Annotated in this window: 14 protein-coding genes; 9 read left to right on the top strand and 5 right to left on the bottom strand. The window is 61.8% G+C overall.

Features of this window, described 5'->3' with window-relative positions; translation table 11 throughout:
• Positions 1-44: 44 nt before the first annotated feature.
• Complete coding sequence (locus VGD45_RS29710; protein WP_331159030.1) at positions 45-2,105, top strand: TonB-dependent siderophore receptor; 2,061 nt, start codon at positions 45-47, stop codon at positions 2,103-2,105.
• 44 nt (positions 2,106-2,149) lie between these two features.
• On the opposite strand, the gene dgcN is transcribed toward VGD45_RS29710, so the two are convergent.
• On the bottom strand, positions 2,150-3,154 hold the full coding sequence (dgcN, locus tag VGD45_RS29705; RefSeq protein WP_331159029.1) for an N-acetyltransferase DgcN: 1,005 nt from the start codon (positions 3,152-3,154) through the stop codon (positions 2,150-2,152).
• 166 nt (positions 3,155-3,320) lie between these two features.
• On the opposite strand from dgcN, the gene VGD45_RS29700 reads away from it, so the two are divergent.
• Positions 3,321-4,325 carry a dipeptide epimerase gene (locus tag VGD45_RS29700; protein WP_331159028.1) on the top strand — a complete coding sequence of 335 codons (1,005 nt, stop codon included), beginning with the start codon at positions 3,321-3,323 and terminating at the stop codon, positions 4,323-4,325.
• Here VGD45_RS29700 and VGD45_RS29695 read toward each other — a convergent pair.
• On the bottom strand, positions 4,322-5,389 hold the full coding sequence (locus VGD45_RS29695) for an AraC family transcriptional regulator (RefSeq protein WP_331159027.1): 1,068 nt from the start codon (positions 5,387-5,389) through the stop codon (positions 4,322-4,324). The two genes, VGD45_RS29700 and VGD45_RS29695, sit on opposite strands and share 4 nt — an antisense overlap.
• 195 nt (positions 5,390-5,584) lie before the next feature.
• Between VGD45_RS29695 and VGD45_RS29690 the strand changes: the two genes are divergently transcribed.
• From VGD45_RS29690 to VGD45_RS29675, 4 genes are all read left to right on the top strand, one after another.
• Positions 5,585-7,000: an amidase gene (locus VGD45_RS29690; protein WP_331159026.1), complete on the top strand. Its 1,416-nt coding sequence runs from the start codon at positions 5,585-5,587 to the stop codon at positions 6,998-7,000.
• A 106-nt stretch (positions 7,001-7,106) separates the two neighbouring features.
• Entirely contained in the window at positions 7,107-8,018 is a 912-nt protein-coding gene (locus tag VGD45_RS29685) for a hydroxypyruvate isomerase family protein (RefSeq protein ID WP_331159025.1), read from the top strand.
• A gap of 107 nt (positions 8,019-8,125) precedes the next feature.
• Positions 8,126-9,352, top strand: a complete 1,227-nt coding sequence (locus tag VGD45_RS29680) for an ROK family transcriptional regulator (protein ID WP_331159024.1) — start codon at positions 8,126-8,128, stop codon at positions 9,350-9,352.
• A gap of 225 nt (positions 9,353-9,577) precedes the next feature.
• Positions 9,578-12,295, top strand: a complete 2,718-nt coding sequence (locus tag VGD45_RS29675) for a TonB-dependent receptor (RefSeq protein WP_331159023.1) — start codon at positions 9,578-9,580, stop codon at positions 12,293-12,295.
• Positions 12,296-12,384: 89 nt separating this feature from the next.
• Here VGD45_RS29675 and VGD45_RS29670 read toward each other — a convergent pair whose 3' ends face one another.
• Positions 12,385-13,482, bottom strand: a complete 1,098-nt coding sequence (locus VGD45_RS29670) for a M35 family metallo-endopeptidase (RefSeq protein ID WP_331159022.1) — start codon at positions 13,480-13,482, stop codon at positions 12,385-12,387.
• A gap of 323 nt (positions 13,483-13,805) precedes the next feature.
• Complete coding sequence (locus VGD45_RS29665; protein WP_331159021.1) at positions 13,806-14,291, bottom strand: AraC family transcriptional regulator; 486 nt, start codon at positions 14,289-14,291, stop codon at positions 13,806-13,808.
• Here VGD45_RS29665 and VGD45_RS29660 point away from each other — a divergent pair.
• The 3 genes from VGD45_RS29660 (at position 14,290) to VGD45_RS29650 (ending at position 16,403) form a co-directional block, all read left to right on the top strand.
• A complete protein-coding gene (locus VGD45_RS29660; RefSeq protein ID WP_331159020.1) occupies positions 14,290-15,225 on the top strand; it encodes a LysR family transcriptional regulator in 936 nt (311 codons plus the stop codon). The genes VGD45_RS29665 and VGD45_RS29660 overlap by 2 nt on opposite strands.
• 167 nt (positions 15,226-15,392) lie before the next feature.
• Positions 15,393-15,845: a RidA family protein gene (locus tag VGD45_RS29655; protein ID WP_331159019.1), complete on the top strand. Its 453-nt coding sequence runs from the start codon at positions 15,393-15,395 to the stop codon at positions 15,843-15,845.
• A gap of 111 nt (positions 15,846-15,956) precedes the next feature.
• Positions 15,957-16,403, top strand: a complete 447-nt coding sequence (locus VGD45_RS29650) for a cupin domain-containing protein (protein WP_331159018.1) — start codon at positions 15,957-15,959, stop codon at positions 16,401-16,403.
• A gap of 97 nt (positions 16,404-16,500) precedes the next feature.
• Here VGD45_RS29650 and VGD45_RS29645 read toward each other — a convergent pair whose 3' ends face one another.
• Positions 16,501-18,756, bottom strand: a complete 2,256-nt coding sequence (locus tag VGD45_RS29645; protein ID WP_331159017.1) for a S8 family peptidase — start codon at positions 18,754-18,756, stop codon at positions 16,501-16,503.
• Between the last annotated feature and the right edge of the window lie 185 nt (positions 18,757-18,941).

Here is an 18,941-nt window from a genome sequence, read left to right as displayed (position 1 = left end):
ATGGCGCCAATGCGTCCGCAAGCTATTCAAACAGGGGAGGGGCCATGAAGAGATCTCTTGATGCCACGAGCGCTCTGGCAATTTGCGCAGCGCTGTCGGGGACCGCGGCACAGGCGCAGAGCGGAGCCACCGAGCCGATCGATACCATCATCGTCACGGACTCACGGCTGCAGGAGCAGGTGACCAAAATCGGATCGCCGTCGCTCGAGACGCCGCAGAACATCCAGGTGCTCTCGGATGCGTTTCTCGAGGACATGGGCGTCTCGCTGCTCGACGATGCGCTCCGCAACGTCGCTGGAGTCTCGGCTTCGTCTTTCGTGTACGCCTACGATCTGCCTTCGATACGCGGCTTCTCCGCTGGTGGATTTACTCTGCTCGACGGCCTGCCACGCACGGTGGCGCTCAACATCGAGCCTCAGGCGCTCGAGCGTGTCGAAGTCATCAAGGGTCCCACCTCGGCGCTCTATGGGCAGGGCGCACCGGGCGGCGTGATCAATCTGGTCAGCAAACGCCCCGTCAAAGATTTCTTTGCCGAGGGCTCCATCACTCTGGGCAGCTATGATATGGCGATTCCGGCGCTCGACATCGGCGGCTCGCTCGATGCCGATCAGAGCGTTTACGGCCGACTCAACGCGCTCTACCGCCAGGAGGGGACTTACATCGATGGCACGGACGGCGTGGCGCGACTGTTCCTCGGCCCTTCGTTGACCTGGGAAATCGGTGCAGACACCGCGATCACCTTCATCGGCCACTACTCGCGGGAGCGCAACGAGCTGATTCCCGATCGTCCCGCGAGCGGTTTCATTCTGCCCAACCCGCACGGCCGGCTGCCGCGCAGCCGTACGATCGAGGATCCGGCGAACCCGCCGCAGATCGACCAGACCTTTTCCAGCATCGGCTATTCGTTCGAGCATCGCTTCAACGACGATCTGAAAGTGGTGCAGAACCTGCGCCAGAGCTGGACCGAGGTCGACTATTTCAACATCTACCAGCCCCTGGCCATGGATCCCGATCAGCGCACGCTTTATTTATATGGCAACGATCTCGACGAGTCGCGCCGGTCGCTCGGCGTCGATACGCTGCTGGTCGGCGGGTTCGACACCGGCTCGGTCCGTCACCGCCTGGCGTTCGGTTATGAGTACGGCAGGCAGCGCAACGACAGCAAGCCCTCGTATGCGTTCTCTCCCTTGGTGGCGTTCGACCTGTTCGATCCCGACTACAGTGTCTTTCAGCGCGGCGATTTCGTGCAGTCTCCCTCGCTGCGGGAAGACGAGCTGCACGGCATATATCTGCAGGACGAGATCAAGATTGGGCGCTTCACGATCACGGGCGGCGGCCGCTTCGATTGGGTGACGGTCGACACGCAGACATCGAGCACCGAGCATGATGCTTTCGTGCCGCGCCTGGGTGTCACGTACGAGATCCAACCCGGCCTCGCGGGCTATGCAAGCTACAGCGAGTCGTTCAATCCGCAGGTCGGTCTGCTGGATGCCTCGGACCGGCCTTTGGATCCGGAGTCCGGCGAGTCGTACGAGCTCGGGCTGAAACTCCTGTCGTCCGACGGCAGATATAACGTCACAACGGCGATCTACGAGATCACGCGCTCGAACGTCGCGAGCCCGCTGCCCGCGCCAGCGGGGCGCTATGACACCTCGGGCCGGCAACGCAGTCGCGGGTTCGAAATCGATAGTCAGATTCAGCTGCGACGGGGCTGGGAGATGATCGCCTCCTATGCCTACACGGAGGTGGAGGTCATCGAGGACTACGTCGTTCCCAAGGGGAGCTGGCCTGTCAACGTTCCTCGCCATGGCGCGAGCCTGTGGACGAAGTACGTGATCCAGGACGGGAGCTTGCGCGGCCTCGGTTTCAGTGTGGGCGGAAGTCACTACTCGAAGATGGCGGGCGATCCTGCCAATACCTTCTACGTGCCGTCGTACACGCTGCTCAACGCGAATATCAGCTATGTGCGCGACAGCGGCTTCAGTGCGCAGCTCAACGTCGACAATGTGCTCGACGAATTCTATGCGGCCGGCGCCTATACGGACATGTTCGTGAACTACGGCCGGCCGAGAACCGTGCGGCTCATGCTCGGCTGGTCGCTTTAGCAAGAAACGCCCATGCGCGAAGTGCCGCGCATGGGCGTTTGGTTCTAGCGCCAGATCTTTCGTATGTAGCTCACGACATCGTCCATGCCGTGACGGATCGGATCTCGACACGGCAGTCCCGTCTGCTGTTCCAGCCGTGCGATCGCCTCCGATGCAGCTTGCTCGCTCATACGAGACGTGTTGATGCTGATGCCGACGGCGCGGGCGACCGGATTAGTCAATCGTGCCGCACTGACTGTCGCGTCGATGCAGTCTTGCAGCGCCGGCACTGGATAGTGATCGAAGCCCACCAGCGCCTTGCGAACAGGCTCATGGCAGATGACCAGCGCGTCGGGCTGGCTGCCGTGGATGAGTCCGAGCGTCACGCCGGCGTAAGCTGGATGAAACAACGAGCCTTGTCCTTCGATCACGTCCCAGTGATCGGGATCGTTCGCGGGTGAGAGCCATTCGGCCGCGCCTGAGATGAAGTCCGCCACCACGGCATCCACTGCGACGCCTCTGCCGGAAATGAAGATCCCAGTCTGACCCGTCGCACGGAAATCGGCTTTCATGCCACGAGCACGCATGGACTTCTCGATGGCGAGCGCCGCATATTTCTTGCCGACGGCACAATCCGTTCCGACCGTCAGCAGCCTAAGACCGCTGCGCTTGCGACCGCTGCCTGGAACAAAGGACTGCGTGGGTTGCCGTACGTCATGCAACGTACGGCCGAGCCGGCTCGCCGTTTCGCGTATCTGCGGCACATCGACGAGCCGAGTATGCATGCCCGCAGCAATGTCGAGACCCGCTTCGAGTGCGACGAGTATCGTGGGCAGCCATGAGTCGGGGATGAAACCACCCGCATTGGCGATGCCGATGATCATCGTGCGTGCGCCGTGCTTTGCAGCCTCGGCCGGCCTCATCTCCGGTAGTCCGAGATCGACCGTGCCTCCCGGAGCGCGGATCTGACCGATGCACAGCTCGGGTCGCCATTGCAAAATGCCGGCGGCGGTCTTGGCCGCCGCCAATTCGGTGACATCGCCAAGAAACAATAAATAAGGACTGAGCATGGAGGGCTCCGAGAGTGGACAGTATTCCCTTTCCATTGAGCCATCGCAGGTCGAACGGTGCTTCACTGTTGCGGAAGGAAGCTTTGCAGATCGGCGCCGTCCAAGGTGCGAAGTCCTGCGTCCTGTGCATCAAGCAGCTCGGCATGGGCTGATGCACTCTTGCCCGATGAGCATGCGAGTCTCCATCCATACCGAGCGTTGGGCGACGCGGCGCCCGTTCCGGATTGCCAGTTATCCCCCGGTCGTCGAAGCAACCGTTGCAGTGGTCGAGCTGCACGAGGGAAGTGTCTGCGGGCGCGGCGAAGCCAGTGGCGTGTACTACAAACATGAGACGCCGGCGCGCATCGTTGATCAAGTGAAGGATCTTGTGGACGCAGGAGCGATCAATAGCGGTCTCGACCGAATATCGCTGCAAACGATCTTGCCTGCTGGCGGCGCTCGAAATGCGCTCGACTGCGCGTTGTGGGAGCTGGAGGCTCGCCGCAGCGGTCAGCCAGTGTGGAAGCTTGCAGGTTTGCCATCGCCGCGGCCGCTGCTCACGACCTATACGATTGGCGCCGACACGCCCGCCGAGATGGCTGCACAGGCATTGCGTTTCGCCGATGCACGCGCCATCAAGCTCAAGCTCACCGGAGAAGCTGAAGACGCGGATCGCGTTCGAGCCGTCCGCGCGGCGAGAAGCGATGTTTGGCTCGCGGTCGATGCCAATCAGGGCTTCACACCCGATTCGCTAGACGTGCTGATGTCGGTACTGGTCGCTGCGCGCGTGTCTCTCATCGAGCAGCCTTTCCCGATCGGCCGCGAGCGGGACATGCAGGGTTTGCAATCGCCCATCGCGTTAGCTGCAGACGAGAGCGCACAGACCGTCGACGATCTGGAGCCGCTCGTCGGCCTGTTCGATATCGTGAACATCAAGCTCGACAAGAGCGGCGGTCTCACTCACGGCCTCGCCATGGCCCGCGAGGCGCAACGTCTCGGTCTGCGAACGATGGTCGGCAATATGGGCGGGACATCCTGGGCACAGGCGCCGGCCTTTCTGATCGGTCAGTGTTGTGAAGTGGTGGATCTCGACGGTCCACTGCTGCTTGCGGGCGATCGAACTCCGGGTGTCGTGTACCGCGACGGCCTCGTGCACTGTCCAGATGAAGTCTGGGGCGGTCCCAGCCACTAGCCGTTCTTGATGTCAGTGGGCGTGTTCGTCTGCGTCGTGCCTGCGGGGCGCAGATTCTTCACTCGTAATGCATCGCTTGCGGCAAGCCGCATTTGCATGGGCGACATGCCGAACGCCGCCCTGAACGCGCGGGTGAAGCTCGCCGGATGCAAGTAGCCGCATTCCAACGCGATCTCCACCATCGAAAGCGTCGTATCGGAGATCAGATCGCGCGCGAGCTCCATCCTGAGCTTGTCGCGGATCTCGCCGACTGTGCCGCCATAGATCATCCTGAAACCCCGCTGGAGTCGCTGCCGCGTCAGGCCGACCGTTTCGGCGATCTCCTTCACGTCGGAAGGCTCATCGAGGTTGGTGCGGATCAGGCGCATGGCTTGCTGCAGCTTCTTGTGATCTTCGGCGGAGAAACATCCCTGGTCCTCGCTCTCCACGGCCTTCGACAGATTGAAAAGGATGTGGCAGGCGAGCTCGATGGCCTTGGCGGTGAGAAACGCATGGCGGAAGCTGCCGTCGAAAGGCGGCTTGATCATCTGATGCGCGGTGAGCAGCGCCAGCTGCGTCAGCGGCACGTTCCGGCACGACAGATGTCCGCCGTGACCGAGGAAACCCATTACATCGTGCGGAAGGTCCGCGGCCTGGATGCCGGTCGTCTCGAGCAGGCTGTCACGTTCGAGGAATACCGTCACCCAGCGCAGCTGCTGCCCCGAATGTGGGAAGGTCTCCAACTCGTGACCGCTGGTGGCGCCATAGACGGTGCAATAGCCGTGGGCCAGCTCGCCCTCGTTCTCCAGTTGATAGGTCAAAGGAACCTTGCCTTCGAGAACCGCCGAGAGCGCCAGGTAGTCCGAGGCGCTGTGCCGGCGGGGCAGCGCGTGCGTGACTTTCATATCGACGATGGTGACGCAGATGCCGTGGCCCAGCTGGTAGAACTCCCAGCCGCCGCTGGCCACCTGAGGGTCGTAGTCGTAATGAAATCCGAATCCAGGAGGAATGAGGCGGCACCAGCCGTCACTCATGCGTGTCGCCGCTTTGCCCGCCGCGCGCTGTCTGTCTAGTAATCGCAGCATGTCTTCCATGCTCCGATTACTTGGCGGGGTCATGTCGCCGGTCCCAGTTCCCATGCGTTTTGGTGACTGCCCTTGAACGGGGAAAGTATGCGCTGGACCGACCCACCGCACAATTGTCACCACGGATGCTCAACGGCTAACTGCCACGACCTTCGCGCGAAGACCATTCCGCTCGGGCCATGTGACATTGAACGGATGAACGCAAACGAGACGCGGTTGACCTCGGGCGATATCTGGCAAATCGGCCGCCTGGATGCTCACGATCAGGCGGCGCTGGTTCGCAGCGGCCAGCTGACTGCAATCGAGCTGGTCGAGGCCGCGATCCTGCGCATCGAGCAGCTCGATCCGGTTCTCAACGCGATTACCCATCGGTCGTTCGACTCGGCGCGCGAGCGTACGTCCCGAATGAACGCTGCCGGCCCGCTCGCCGGCGTGCCTTATCTGCTCAAGGACGGCCTCGACTATCGCGGCATGCCTAGTCGATGCGGCTCGCGTTCCAGGGCGCACAGCGGGAATATCGGTGTGGATTACGAGTACACGCGCAGGCTCGATGCAGCGGGATTGATCCCGCTCGGCAAGACGAACGTTCCGGAATTCGGCCTCCTGCCGACGACCGAGTCGGTGCTGTACGGTCCTGCCCGCAATCCGTGGTCGCTGCAACACTCGCCGGGAGGTTCGAGCGGAGGCGCGGCGGTCGCTGTGGCATCGGGAATGGTGCCGGTCGCGCACGCTGCGGATGGCGGTGGGTCCATTCGCATTCCTGCCTCCTGTTGCGGTATTTTCGGTTTGAAGCCCGGTCGTGGCCGCAATGTCAGAGCACGTGCGCATCACGTAATCGAGGATCTGCTGGTGGGAGATACGCTTCTGTCGCGGACGGTGCGCGATGCGCACTGGGCGTTGGGCGTCACGGCGCCGCATGCAGCAGATCTCGGCGGCGCGCACCGGAAAACTTCGCGTCGCCTGCGAATTGCACTCGTCATGAACAATCTATTAGGCGATGCACCGCATTCGGAAGTGATGACGGCGATAAGCAGAACCGCGGAGCTGTGTGCAAAGCTCGGTCATGCGGTCGAGGAGACGACTTTGCCGCTCGACGGTCCTGCCGTTGCGAACAGCTTTCGCACGCTTTGGGGCTATCTCGCTGCGGGTATCGTCGAGCGCGCCGCGGCCGAGTCGCAGGGTCGGCCGATGCACGAGTTACTCGAGCCGTGGACGCTGAGCATGGCTCAGTGGAGCGAGTGTCTCGAGCCCATGGATCTCGAGCAGGCGCTCGAGCAAGCCGTGCGGGCTTCGGCCGGACTGGGCAATCTGTTCACGAGCTACGACGTGTTCCTCTCGCCGGTGTTGAAGACGCTGCCGGTCGAGATCGGACAGCTTGCGCCCACGCGGCCTTTCGATGCGCTGTTTCACGACATGTTCGAGTACGTCTCGTACACGCCGCTGCAGAATCTGACCGGCTCTCCGTCGATGTCGGTGCCGCTGTTCTTCTCGATCGGCGGCTTGCCAATCGGCTCGATGTTCACTGCTGCGCGCGGCGGTGAGGCGACTCTGCTCGATCTGGCTTACGAGATCGAAGCGGCCAACTCCTGGGCCGGGCGCTGGCCGCCGTAGCAGAAGAGGTCGCGTCGTCGACCGCTACTCGTATAATGTTCGCGATATACGAGGTCGGCCGACGAGCGCTGAGCTCGACACTTATCACAAGGAGTTTGTTGAGCTCATGATTACACGCCGTACGCTGCTGCATTCCACGCTGAGCGCCCTCGCATTGGGGGCGGCGCCGCCGCTGTTCGCCGCGCCACCGAAGCGCAAATTCAAGCTGAAGCTCGCTCCGCACCTCGGCCAGTTCGTGGGCCATGCAGGCGAGGACATCGTGGACCAGCTGAAATTCATGGCGGACGAGGGCTTCACCGTCCTCGAAGACAACCAGATGATGCAGCGACCGGCGGCCACACAGGACACGATTGCGCGAACCATGCAACAACTGGGCATGTCGCTGGGCGTGTTTGTCGTCGCCGTGGGGGGCAACGACAACAGGATGTTCACGACGGGTCACCCGGACAATCCCAGGCAGTTTGCCAAGGCCTGTCAGGAGGCGGTCGCAGTCGCGAAGCGCGTCAACGCGAAATGGATGACGGTGGTCCCCGGCGTGTTCGAACGCAAGCTGCCCATCGGCATACAGACGGCAAACGCCATCGACGTGCTGCGCGCGGGCGTCGAGGTGTTCGAGCGGGAGAATCTGGTGATGGTCCTCGAGCCGCTCGCCGATTCGCCCGATCTGTTTCTGCGCACGGCCGATCAGGCGTATGAGATCTGTCGCGCCGTCGATAGCCCAGCCTGCAAGATCCTTTTCGACATGTATCACCTGCAGCAGAACCAAGGCTCGATCATCGCAAGCATCGACCAGACCTGGAGCGAGATCGGCTATTTCCAAATGGGCGACGTGCCGGGCCGGTTATGGCCGGGCACCGGGGAAATGAACTACGGCAACATCTTCAAGCAAATCTCCACCAAGATGCGGGAGAGCGGGCGCGATTTCATCTTCGGCATGGAACATGGACCGTGGAAACCGAACAAAGCGGGTGAGCGTGCATGCATCGAGTCTTACGCGGCAATAGACGCTGCCTTGTGACTCGTGATCGCGGAGCGGCGCAGGGATCTGCGCCGCGCGCCCGCGAGAGTGATCAGCGACAGAAACATTAGCGAGAATAGGCGCCTGACTTTCCAAAGCCGAGCACCATGCAAACCAATCACCGTGTGCGCCGGTCCGCCCAGCGATCTCCGAAGCACAGCAGTCTCGCAGGCACCAACCTCGAACGCGCGGCGGATTACAACCAACGAGTGATGCTGCAGGCGATCCGGGTGAACGGTGAGATCACCCGGCAGGACCTGGCCCGTATTACCGGGTTGACCCCACCGTCGGTCGCCAATATCACCAATCGCCTGCTGCAAGAGGATCTGATCGTGGAGCTGGGCCGGTTGCGTGGCAAGCGGGGTCAACCGGCAAAGCGCCTGGCCATCAATCCGGACGGCGCTTTCTCCATCGGCTTGAATATCGATCGCGACCACGTGACGGCCGTGGCGCTGGACGTTACCGGCAACGTCCGCGCGCGCATCACCGATGAGATCGATTTCGCCCTGCCCAACGCCGTCGTCAACTTTGCGCGATCGGCGATGGGGGAGATGTTACGTACGCGCCAGTTTGCGAGAAGCAAAATCATCGGGACGGGCGTGGCGTTGCCCGACGACCTTGGGCAGATCGACCTGCCGCATCGGCCATCGAGCTACGGCGTCTGGAACACCGTCGATGTGAACAAGATGCTGGCCAACGTTTTGCCCGAGCCGATATTGGTCGAGAACGATGCCGCCGCCGCGGCCATCGGCGAGCTCCAGTTCGGGCACGGTCTGCGCAGCCCGACGTTTTTCTATCTGCTGATCAGCGCTTCTTTGGGCGGCGGTCTGGTCATCGACGGCAGCTACTTCCGCGGCGCGGACGGCCGTAGCGGAGAGATCGGCTTCCTGCCGCTGCGCTCGCGTCGTACCAAGGCTCATTCGTTGCAGGCCGCGGTCTCGTTGTCCGCCCTGTATGAGCTGTTGGCGGAGAAGAAGCGCACGGTATCGCGGCCGGAGGATCTGCTGTCCCTCGACGCGAAGGGCAAACAGATCGTCGCACAGTGGATCGGCGACTCGGCCGACTTTCTAACGGATCCGCTGCTCGCGGTGAGCTGTCTCGTCAATCCCAAGGCGGTGTTCATCGGCGGACGGTTGCCCGGCGAGCTGGTGGACGAGCTCGCCGAGCGACTCAACCAACGACTGCGCAGCAGGGCAGGCGATGTTCCCAAGATCGCGCCCGTCATGCGAGCGGCCATGGCCACGGACGCCCCCGCCATCGGGGCAGCCATTCTTCCGTTCCAGGAACGACTGTTGCCCTCGCGTTCGGCTCTGATGAAAGTCTCTGCGGACTAAGCTGCCGACCGGCCGTGCTCGCGACTGAATAACAAACATCGTGCTGACGAATGTGCAGGCGAGGGCCGCACTGAAAAAATTACCTGCGTGACATCGCTGTTGACTAAGTAAAACAAATTGTATTATTAAATCGGCAACGAGCGCCGCTCGATGCGCTCCATCAAAAACTTTCCCGTGGCGCCGGCTGGCGCCCGGGCGTTGCCAAACCAAGTCAGGGGTTCAACGATGCGTCACGAATGGATCAGGCGAGCGCTCTTCGGTACGAGCGCGTTGCCGCTCGGCTTGGTCGGTGTAGCCGTGGCGCAATCGTCGGCGCAACCGCCCGTGGAAGAAGTGGTCGTCACTGGCACGCGCGCGAGTTTGTCCCGCGCTCTGGATCTGAAGAAAGACACACTCGGCGTGGTCGATTCCATCGCCGCGGAGGACATCGGCAAATTCCCCGATCAGAACGTCGCCGAATCGCTCCAGCGCATCGCCGGTGTGTCCATCGATCGCACGGCAGGCGAAGGGCGCTTCGTCACCGTGCGCGGCTTCGGTCCCGAGTTCAACAATGTCCTGTTCAACGGCCGGCTGCTGGCCACCGAGAACGATGGACGAGAGTTCAGCTTCGACATCCTGGCCCCGGAGCTGATCAGCAGCGCGGAAGTGTACAAATCCTCCTCGGCCGAATTTCAGGAGGGCGGTATCGGCTCGACCATTCAGCTGCGCACCGCACGGCCGCTGGATTTTCAGGGGTTTCACGCCGCCGGCAGCGCGGCTGCCAAGTACGACGGTGGCTCGGAAGAGACGACGCCCACGATGTCGGGCCTCATCAGCATGAGCAACGAGAGCAACACTTTCGGTGTGCTGGCGAGCGTGGTCTACGACGAGCGCAAGGCGCGGCTCGAGCGCTTCCACACCGACGGCTGGCTGACGGGTCAAGACCTCGACTTCGATCGTGACGGCACCACTGATCTGGCGGACGTCGCCATCACGCGCTCGTACAACCAGATCGTCGATGAAAGTACGCGTGAGCGCATGGGCGGCACACTGTCGTTCGACTGGCTCGCAACCGACGACCTCAAGTTCGAGCTCGACGCCCTCTACACCACGTACGAGATCGAGAATCGCAACCATGTGCTCGCGTACTTCAGCGACCCCGCGGACATCATTTCGGCCGAAGCCAACGGCAACGGCACGGTCACTCGTTACGTGCGAGGCGCCACCGGCAGTCTTGCCACCGACTGGGTCGTCAGCGAGCTGCCGCGCGATGCGTCCACCTTTCAGCTAGCGTTGAATACCGAGTACACGCTGACTGAGCGTACGACCGTCAAGGTCGATCTTTCCTATTCCAAGGCTGAGGACGACAACGGCGGCAAGGAGCGCTTCTATGTGCTCGGAACACGCAACACTGGCGTGAACCCGACGTTCGACCTGCGCCCCGGCAGCGATACGCCGCTCTACACCAACGTGCTTTCGCCCACCGATCCCTCGGATCTGCGAGCGCACTATCTCAACCAATCCGGCAACGACGTCGAAGACGAGATCGGACAGTTCCAGGTCGACGTCGTCCATGAGCTCGATGGCACGATCAGAACACTCAAGTTCGGCGCGCTCGCCACCAACCGCGAGAAATCGATCACTGACTACAGAACGCCAACCAACCTGAACTGCTATTACTGCGGCTACTACGCTTCGGTGCCGGCAAGCGCCACGAGCACCTATGACGCCGAGTCTTTCCTCGGCGGCTCGGGTTTGCCCTCGCAATGGCTCGATTTCGATATCGACTCATTGATTGCGTATTACACATCGCCAGCCGGATACGGGCAGAACGGCAATGCCGCGGCAAGGGCCGCATTCGCGGCGAATCTCGCGGCCAACGGCGGCGATTTCAGGGCCGTCTTGAATCCGCAGGGCTCAGGTTCCGTTGAGGAAGAATCGCAGGCCGCGTACGTGCAGCTGGATCTCGGCGGAGACGTTGCCGACATGACCTGGAGCGGACAGGTGGGCCTGCGCTGGGTCAAGACAGATCTGACCGCCAAGGGTACGGGGCAGGAAATCGCATCGATCACGCCGATCCCGGGCGACGCCACCGGGCTGACGTACACGTTGAGCGATCCCATGCCGATTACCGAGAAGAACGACTACGACTACTGGCTGCCATCGCTGGCGTTGCGCCTGAATGTGAGCGACCAATGGGCCGTGCGGATCGCCGGTTCGCGCACGCTCACACGGCCGACGCTCACCAATCTGCAGCCTACCGAGAGTTACAACCTGCGTCCGCCGGATTCTTTCTTCAGCTCCGGCGGCAATCCGGCATTGCAGCCTTACCTCGCCAAGAATCTCGACCTCGGCATCGATTATTTCCTCAACGATGCGAGCTACTTCAGCGTGGCGGGCTTCTACAAATGGATCGACAACTTCGTCTCGCTCGTAACCAGACCCACCACTATCCTCGGGTATGAGTTCCTGGACACCCGTCCGGTAAACGCCAACGATGCGAAGGTGTACGGGGTGGAGCTGTCCGCGCAGTACACGTTCGACCGGTTGCCGGCGCCGTACGATGGGTTCGGCGTCTCGGCGAACTACACGGACGTGGACAGCTCGGTGACATTCGATCCGACCTTGAGCACGCAGGTGTTCAACGTGGAAGGCCTGTCGAACTCGGCCAATCTGGTGTTGTTCTACGAGAAGGGCCCGGTGCAGGTGCGCGCCGCGTACAACTGGCGTGATGACTTTCTGCGGCAGACCTTCGGCTTCGAGGGACAGCCAGAGAATATCGAGGCGTATGGGCAGTACGACGTGAGCGCCAGTGTCCAGGTGAACGACGCGTGGTCAGTGTTCGCCGAGTGCGTGAACCTGACGGACGAACGTACGCGCAGCTACTCCGCATTCAAAGAGCGCTTGTTGCAATTGGAGGATAGCGGGCGGCGCATTACCGCCGGCGTGCGCGCTCGCTTCTGAGCAAAGCGTGCGGTGGCGGGGTGAGTCCATCGGACATCACCCCGCCCATATCTTCTACGACACTATAAGCCCACCTTCAACCCGTGCACTCAGGGAGCGGTATCGGCCGCGTACGCATAGTTATCTGCATTGCGAAGCGCATCGTTCGGCCGTGTGCGCGCAAGGCTCTGGCACTGGCTGGAGCCGTAGGTGACGTCGTCCGCGCCCGCGACGGTATTCCAATGATACGACTCGTGACCGATCACGTGCCCTTTATTGGAATAGCTCCAGAAGGCTGAACACAGATACACGCGGTTGCTCGTCGTTTTGTACGTGTAGGCGACGACCCCGGCGGAACAATAGGGAGCATACGAGCCACAGTAGTAGTCCACGTTCTGGCCGAGCCGGTTATAGGCGTTCGAGAACCGGGAGCGAACGGTCGAGACAGAGGAGGACGTGTTGCCGAACCAGGTCTGATACCAGGAATTGAAGCTGGTGGCGGCGTTATACGCGCGCAGGGCTCGACTGCGCGCAGTGGACTGCGCCGAGGTGATGACAGACGGGCTTTGGCAGCCATACGTCGCAGTGGGCCATTCGAACTGGTCGCTCGAGACTGAATCGGGCGCGACATCGGGTTTCGCAAACGCATCCACCGCTTTGGGGGCTTCGGGCGTTCCCGAGATCGTGACCGCAATGGACTGCGATGACACGCCTTTACCCGCGTACTGCGAAGTCAGCTCCAAACTCTGCGTGCCGGACGCGGGCAGCGCTCCTTGGTGGATCTGCTGAACGGCGTTATACCGAATCGTATAAGTGCCGCTGCGGCGTGTGTCGTACGCGCCAGAGATGTCTATCACTTCAGATATCTCAGCGCCCGGCGCAAGTTGTATCCAGTCCTCTTTGGTGGGGCCTGCCCGGAACGCGACGATGCCGGTATAAGGCATCCGCTCTCCGTCCAGCTCCACCACGAATATATCCCGCTCGATGCCGCGAAGCGGGGTTTCGTAGGCTAGAAGGTAAAGATCCTCGCTAGAGTTGTTCGTGAAAGTCAAACGTACTGTGACGCGCCGATCGACGGAGAAAGCATCGACAGGGGACAACTTGGTTTGCAGCGCCGCCTCTGCTGCCGCTGCAGGTAGACTGAACGTAAGCGCGACGATCAGTGCGCAGACACTTAGATAACGTTTAAGGGAAGTATAGAAGTACATAGCAACTCCTTTTGCTTACTGTCGAACTTCTGCATTCAGCGCCGTTCATGTGCTCGGCGCCACGCTACGGAAAGCCGGCACGGTCTTGCCGGTGGCCGCATCTAATGGGTGGCGCCGATCCGAGTCAAGTCACTTCGTGCCACTCGCGGCGAGCGCTCCCTGGCTGCTGCTCATTGCTCAACGTGTTGCATGTGCAACCATACAAACACTGGAGAATATTGCTTTCTTCACTCGCGCAACTGTGTGTGGCGCACGAGCCAGGCCACACCGTGAAGCAGCTGTCGGTATACATGTGGGCGGTTGCGTTGGATACGTTCGGAACGTTACTCGCGACGCGTTTCCAGTGACTGTTGTGTCGAGCTTCGATAACGGACGCCGACGTTTGGGACGCTGGCGTGCGGCGCCACTGTCCGCTTCGGTTTTGCGCCCTCGCGCCTGCCGATTCCACGCGCGAAGTCGCGAGGTGGCATGCCGGTGAGCTCGCGGAACCGTCGTGAAAAATGGCTCTCATCGCAAAAGCCGGCCATGGCCGCGATCTCGGCGATCGTCAGCTCATGATGCGTGAGCAGTTGCTTTGCATATTCCAGGCGATAGCGCTGCAGATAGCGCATGGGGCTTTGCGCGGTGCTGCTTCGGAACCGCCGGCAGAAGTGGAAGCGGCTGAGCCCGGCGACTCGAGCGAGGTCGGCCAGCGTGATGGGCTCGGCAAGGTTCCGTTCGATGTACCATTGCACGAGTCGAAGCGCCCGGCGACTCAATGCGCTGCTGGTGTATCGTGGCGCCTTCGTGTCCGGAGTGCATTCAATCATGGCCGACCTCGCCAAAAAATTGAGCTGGGATGACCTTCGCATCGTCAAGGCGATCGGCGAAGCAGGAACGCTCGCCCGAGCCGCCGCGGCGATGGGAGCCAACCCCTCGACCGTTTTTCGGAGGCTCGCGCAAGTCGAGCAGCTGCTCGGGCTCAGATTGTTCGAGCGCCGGCGCGACGGCTACGGTGCGACTGCTATCGGTGCGGAAGTGATCGCGCTGGCACAGCGTATGGAGACCGACATCGTCGGCCTGACCAATCGCATCTCCGGGCTCAAGCAGGATGTGAGCGGCGAGCTGCGGATTACCGCCAGCGATTCGCTCGCATTTCATCTGGTTACGCCCATCGTGGGCGAGTTCCTGTCGGTGTATCCGAACGTGAGATTCCACATGTGTATCGGTAACACTGCGGCGAATCTCGCCAGAGGCGAAACGGATGTAGCGATCCGCGCCACGCAAAAACCACCCGAGAACATGGTGGGCAGAAAGGTCGCGGTGATCGCGTGGGCGGCCTACGGGCGCAGAATCGAATTCGTGAATCGTTCCGGGGCGGTGGGGGAGTTGAAGGATCGCAGATGGGTGTCGTATTCGGACGAGCTGGCCGATCTGAAGGCCGCGCGATTCCTGAGCGCGCGTGTCGAGGCGAGTCATATCTCTTACCGAGCCAATTCCGTGCAGGGCGTTGCCGCAGCCATCGGCGCGGGACTTGGCATCGGATATCTGCCTTGCATGCTGGGCGACCTGATTCCGTCGTTGATGAGAATCGAACCGATCGATGCGAGTCTTGCGGACGAGCTTTGGCTGTTGACGCATCCCGAGCTCAAGAGGTCACGAAGAGTCCGGGTGTTCATCGATTTCTTTGCCGCCGCAGTCGATCGTCAGCGAGCGTTCATCGCAGGCATCGGCGATATCGAGCATCGAGCCAGTGGAGAATAGCCAGCCTCACGCGTCGATGAGCGAGCGATTGGCGCAAGAGTCATCTTGCATTTTTGCAATGAGCGGGGCGGTCGATTCGCTGCTAGCGTAGCGAGCAGGGCCTCGCCGCCGCAGTAGTGGGGTGGCGATCTCGTCATTCACTCGTTACTCGAATCAGGAGCACGTCCATGAGCGCTGAGCGTCGCGTCATGAAGGAACCCGTCTACCACGGCATGCCATGGGAAGATGCCTATGGCTACGCGCAGGCGGTGAAGGTGGGCAATACCATCTACATCTCTGGGCAACTGAGTCATGACGACAGCGGCAAGCTCGTAGGTCCGGCGACCGTCGACGCATCAGGAAAGGTCGTCGACAGCTCGACCATGGCGCTGCAGATGCAGACCACCTATGAGAACGCACGGCGTTTGCTCGCGAAGTTCGGCGCGAGCCTGGACAACGTGGTCGAAGAAGTCATCTACGTCACGGATTTCGAAGCTGCATTCGCCGTCGCCGGCAAAGTGCGCAAGGCGGCGTATGGAACGGATCGTCCCGTATGCGCGAGCACGATCCTGGGAACGACCAGGCTGGCGTTTCCGCAGCAACTGGTCGAGATCAGCTTCACAGCCGTGCTGCCCGAGTAATTGCCGTGACGGCGGTCGATGGTACAGCCGGAAACGCCGTTCTCGGTACTGTTCCGTGTGCCGACGGTGGAGCAGGCTAGCTACCTCGCAAGAACGACACGAGGATTTGCTATGAAACATGCTGCCTTGTCGATCGGAGCCGCCATCTTTGCGATTGCCGCCGCTTCGGTCGATGCACACGAGCCCGCTCGGGGAACGACACAGGGCGGGGTCCACCTCCCGGAGACGATCACGCCGCTGTTCAAGAGTGACATGCCGAACGTGCCTGGCAAGGCATTGCTCGCCGTGGAGGTGTCGTTCCCGCCAGGCGCTGCGTCTCCTTCGCATACGCATCCAAAGTCGGCGTTCATATACGCCTACGTTCTATCGGGCGAGATCGTCAGCGCTGTCGACGATGAGAAACCGCGTGTCTATCGGGTGGGCGAGAGCTGGCACGAACCTCCCGGCGCACGGCACCCTGTAACGCGCAATGCGAGCAAGACCGAGCCAGCCAGGCTGCTCGTGATTTTCGTGGCCGATCCCGGAGAGAAACAGCTGGTGTTCCCCGATCCGAAATGAAGACCCACGACGACAACAGCAGCATCGACGAGTGGATGCGCGCGAGGCGCATCTCATGCTCGAGGTGTGCGACCTCAGCCGAAAGGAAAGATCGTGCTCAGTGTCGGACCCAGCTGAGCATTCTCGACAACCGGCTGATCGACAGGAGCGCCGCGAGTGCCATCAGCGCTGAAAGGCTGAGCGCGCCACCGCCGCCGCCACCACCGCCGCCGGAGTTGCTGGAGGCAGCGGTGATTGTGACCTGTGCGGATGCCGAGCGGGTGGCATCCGCCGACGACACTGCCGTGATTGTGACGGTGGCCGGCGAAGGCACGCTTGCAGGCGCCGTATACACGCCCGCCGTGGAGATGGTACCCACTGTCGAATTGCCGCCTGATACATCGTTGACCTGCCAGGTCACCGTCGTGTCCGAAGCATTCGTGACAGTCGCCATGAATGTTTGCGAAGCGCCCGCCTGAATGCTTGCGCTCGCGGGAGTCACCGACACCGTGACGGCTGAGATATTGCTGCTCGGGCATGCGTTCGTGCCGGCCGTCGCCGGCGCTGTCGTCGTGGCGGCGATCGAGCTCACTACCACGTCGGCGGTGTCCTGCCGACCCATATTGTCCGTCACAGTGAGTCGCACGGTGTACGACCCGGACGATGGCGCAACGATAGTCGCCGTATCCGTATTGCTGCCCGAGATGGAAGTCGAGCCGCTGACCACCGTCCATGCATAAGAGGCGATCATGTTATTGCACGACGCCGCGCTTCCTCCGCCGCTCAGCGTAATGCTTTGTCCAGCACTGACCGTTGTTGGCGTCGTGACAGCGGCGATCGGGCGCAGCGCTGCCTGCACGGCGCGATTCGCATCAGCCATGCCGGCGCCGCATGCCTGAGTCGTGCAACTGCATTCTGTGGTCTGCAAATCGTTCGCGCCCGTAGGCACGCGACATTGCGGGACATTCGGATCGCTCGACAGCGGGAACGGATTCGCTCCCTCCTTGAGCCGCGCGATCAACTGAGAGGAGTTCAGATTGCCGTTCACCGCGACCATGAGTCCCGCGATACCGGAGACGATCGGCGCCGAGAAGCTCGTCCCGACGTTGATGTTGAATTGATCGGTGTAGGCGTTGGTCGAGGCGGTGGTCGCGCCGACGTTATACGTCGTATCGATCGAGAACAGGCAGGGCTGACCTGCGCCCGTGTTGACACAGTTGCCGCCTGGAGCGCCGAGTGCGATCTCTGTGCCGAGGCTGCTGAATCCGACCTTCGTGCCGGTATGGCGCAAGCCCGCGATGGCTGCAACGCCAGGGCATCTCGCGGGAATGCCTACGGGGCCGCCTTCATTACCGGCGGACGCCACGACGAGGACACCGGCTGCGGCGAGTTGACTGACCACGTCTCGATAGCTCGCGGGACAGGTGGTGCCCACCGATCCGAGACTCAAATTCTCGATCTTCGCCGGATAGGGATTGTCTGGCGCGCCGTCGACGCGTATTCCACCAGCCCACAGCATCGCGGCGAGAATGTCCGAGTCGAATCCGCCGCACTTGCCCAGCACGCGCACGGGCAGAATCGAGCTGCTCCAGGTGACGCCGGCGACTCCCGTCGAATTGTTGGTCAGGGCGCCGAGAATTCCCGCGACGCGCGTGCCATGCCACGAGCTGTCGGACGGCGAGCAACCGCTGAACGTCGCCGAATTTGCCTCCGCCGTGGTGACCCAGTCACCCGGGTCCGTCGGATCCGAGTCACGTCCATTCCCGTCATTCGCGACGGCCGTATCGGAGACGAAATCGTAGCCCGGCAGCAATCGTCCGCCTGCCGCCAGACGCAGCAGATCCGGGTGGCTGTACAACACACCCGTATCGATATCTGCGATCACGACACCGATATTGCCTGTCGTCACATCCCACGCGCCCACGGCATCGATGGCGCTCGGCGTCGAGTCTGCGTTCTGCAAGTACCACTGTCCCGCATACAACGGATCGTTGGGCACGGCCTGCGGATAACGCCGTTCATCAGGCTCGACATATTCGACGGCTGAATCCGCGCGGAGGCGGGCAAGGCTCTGGGTAACCGATTCACCCGACGTCTGCGGCTCGAACTGCATGACGTGCAGAGTCGAGGTGATCTGACGCGCTTGCTTCAACGTAAGTTTGTTACGTCCGGCCAGCGCCGCCATTGCGTTGCTCGCCGTCTTTGCTTGGGCGCTAGCCGACGAGCCGGTATCCCTGAGCTTGACGATCACGCGTTCGACACTGGCGCTGGCTGCCGCAGGCTGCGTGCGAGCGGGATTGTATTCGGCGGCAGTGACGTTCTGGCTGATGAGGACCGCGAGTGACAAACCGAACAGGATGCGGCTGGGGTACATGACGGGCTCGTCCGTGGCAATTGCTCAACGATGACTCCGTTTCGCAATTCGCGGCCCGTCCCCGCTCGGATGCTGCCGCAAGGGGCGGTCGTGATGTAAAAGTTTGTAACGGCAGCGGGGGCTTCAGCGCTGGGGAGGCGCGGACCGTAAGCGCTGGGGCGTGACGTCGATGGAGACAAACCGCA

It is taken from the genome of Steroidobacter sp., assembly GCF_036402275.1.
Classification (GTDB): Bacteria; Pseudomonadota; Gammaproteobacteria; order Steroidobacterales; family Steroidobacteraceae; genus Steroidobacter.
This window is presented reverse-complemented; position numbering and strand designations above follow the sequence as displayed.

Coding starts and splice junctions, on each gene's coding strand:
- VGD45_RS29710 (WP_331159030.1), top strand. CDS start 45: ATGAAGAGATCTCTTGATGCCACGAGCGCTCTGGCAATTTGCGCAGCG.
- dgcN (WP_331159029.1), bottom strand. CDS start 3,154: ATGCTCAGTCCTTATTTATTGTTTCTTGGCGATGTCACCGAATTGGCG.
- VGD45_RS29700 (WP_331159028.1), top strand. CDS start 3,321: ATGAGCATGCGAGTCTCCATCCATACCGAGCGTTGGGCGACGCGGCGC.
- VGD45_RS29695 (WP_331159027.1), bottom strand. CDS start 5,389: ATGCTGCGATTACTAGACAGACAGCGCGCGGCGGGCAAAGCGGCGACA.
- VGD45_RS29690 (WP_331159026.1), top strand. CDS start 5,585: ATGAACGCAAACGAGACGCGGTTGACCTCGGGCGATATCTGGCAAATC.
- VGD45_RS29685 (WP_331159025.1), top strand. CDS start 7,107: ATGATTACACGCCGTACGCTGCTGCATTCCACGCTGAGCGCCCTCGCA.
- VGD45_RS29680 (WP_331159024.1), top strand. CDS start 8,126: ATGCAAACCAATCACCGTGTGCGCCGGTCCGCCCAGCGATCTCCGAAG.
- VGD45_RS29675 (WP_331159023.1), top strand. CDS start 9,578: ATGCGTCACGAATGGATCAGGCGAGCGCTCTTCGGTACGAGCGCGTTG.
- VGD45_RS29670 (WP_331159022.1), bottom strand. CDS start 13,482: ATGTACTTCTATACTTCCCTTAAACGTTATCTAAGTGTCTGCGCACTG.
- VGD45_RS29660 (WP_331159020.1), top strand. CDS start 14,290: ATGGCCGACCTCGCCAAAAAATTGAGCTGGGATGACCTTCGCATCGTC.
- VGD45_RS29665 (WP_331159021.1), bottom strand. CDS start 14,291: ATGATTGAATGCACTCCGGACACGAAGGCGCCACGATACACCAGCAGC.
- VGD45_RS29655 (WP_331159019.1), top strand. CDS start 15,393: ATGAGCGCTGAGCGTCGCGTCATGAAGGAACCCGTCTACCACGGCATG.
- VGD45_RS29650 (WP_331159018.1), top strand. CDS start 15,957: ATGAAACATGCTGCCTTGTCGATCGGAGCCGCCATCTTTGCGATTGCC.
- VGD45_RS29645 (WP_331159017.1), bottom strand. CDS start 18,756: ATGTACCCCAGCCGCATCCTGTTCGGTTTGTCACTCGCGGTCCTCATC.